Source organism: Stenotrophomonas sp. HMWF003 (assembly GCF_003061285.1).
In the GTDB taxonomy this organism is placed as follows: Bacteria; Pseudomonadota; Gammaproteobacteria; order Xanthomonadales; family Xanthomonadaceae; genus Stenotrophomonas; species Stenotrophomonas maltophilia_AP.
The window spans coordinates 14,881-16,147 of record NZ_QAIW01000248.1 but is presented as its reverse complement, the minus strand read 5'-3'; the positions used below and the strand labels follow the sequence as shown (position 1 = coordinate 16,147).

Annotated in this window: 2 protein-coding genes; both read right to left on the bottom strand. The window is 69.8% G+C overall.

The window, feature by feature from the left end; translation table 11 throughout:
• Positions 1-95: 95 nt before the first annotated feature.
• Complete coding sequence (locus DBR34_RS10245) at positions 96-542, bottom strand: universal stress protein (protein ID WP_128096711.1); 447 nt, start codon at positions 540-542, stop codon at positions 96-98.
• Positions 543-614: 72 nt separating this feature from the next.
• Positions 615-1,175 carry a sugar O-acetyltransferase gene (locus DBR34_RS10240; protein WP_128096710.1) on the bottom strand — a complete coding sequence of 187 codons (561 nt, stop codon included), beginning with the start codon at positions 1,173-1,175 and terminating at the stop codon, positions 615-617.
• Between the last annotated feature and the right edge of the window lie 92 nt (positions 1,176-1,267).

Sequence of the window (1,267 nt, the reverse complement as noted above, 5' to 3'; positions counted from 1 at the left end):
GCTGCGTAGCCTCGCCCGCAGGGACCGGTAGTGCCGGCCAGCGGCCGGCACTACCGGTCCCTGCGGGCGAGGCTACGCAGCGGCGCCGTGCTCCCTCAACGGATCACCAGCACCGGCACGGTGCTGCGCGCCAGCACTTCGGCGGTCTGGCTGCCCAGCAGCACGCGGGTGACGCCGCGGCGGCCATGCGAGGTCATCACGATCAGGTCGCTGTTGCGCTCCACCGCGGTGTCGATGATGCCGTCGGCCGCATAGCGGTCCAGCACGTGCACCACGTTGGCACGCAGGCCCTGTGCCTCGGCGGTCGCCCTGGCCGGCGCCAGTACCTTCTGCGCGGTCTCTTCGCGGTCGGCCTTGTACTCGGGGCTGTTCATGTAGCCCACGCTCCAGCCCATCGCGTCGTACATGCCCACCGCCCACGGCTCGGACACGGTCACGATGTCGACCTCGGCGTTGAGATCCTTGGCCAGTTCCAGGCCTTTGAGCAGGCCCTTTTCAGACAGTTCCGAGCCGTCGGTGGCAATCAGGATTCGCTTGTACATGGCAGGGCTCCTTCCGGTGCAGTGTGGGGCCACCATTGCACACCCGGCGTGGAGGCCGCGCCTTGAGCCGGATCAATCGCGCGGTGGCACCACGCGTGCGGGGTTGCCCACCACGGTGGCACCGGCCGCCACGTCGCGGGTGACCACGCTGCCTGCGCCCACCACCGCATCGTCGCCGATGCTCACCCCCGGCAGCAGGATGGCCCCGCCGCCGATCCACACATTGCGCCCGATCCGCACCGGTCGCGCCATCTCCAACCCCCCGGCCCGCGCCTGCGGGTCACGCGGGTGGTCGGCCGCATAGATCTGCACCGCCGGGCCGATCTGGGTGCCATCGCCGATGCGCACCTCGGCCACGTCCAGAATCACGCAGTTGTAGTTGAGAAACACGCCGGTGCCCAGGTGGATGTGACTGCCGTAATCGCAATGGAACGGCGGGCGGATCACCGTGCCGTCGCCGACCGCACCGAGCTGCTCGCGCAGCAGCGCACGGCGGACATCCGGGGCTTCGGCAAGGGCGGCGTTGTAGCGCACCATCCAGGCCTTGGCCGCCGCCATCTCGGCCTGCAGCTGCGGGTCGCCCGGCCGGTAGGGGTGGCCAGACAGCATCTTGTCCTTCTCGCTCAGCGCCATGGTTGATCCTGCAATGCGGCTGCTGATGATGCCGCTTCGCTGCGATGCCGGTAAACCCGCGGCACGCCCGGGTCAGCGCAGGCGCAGCAGCC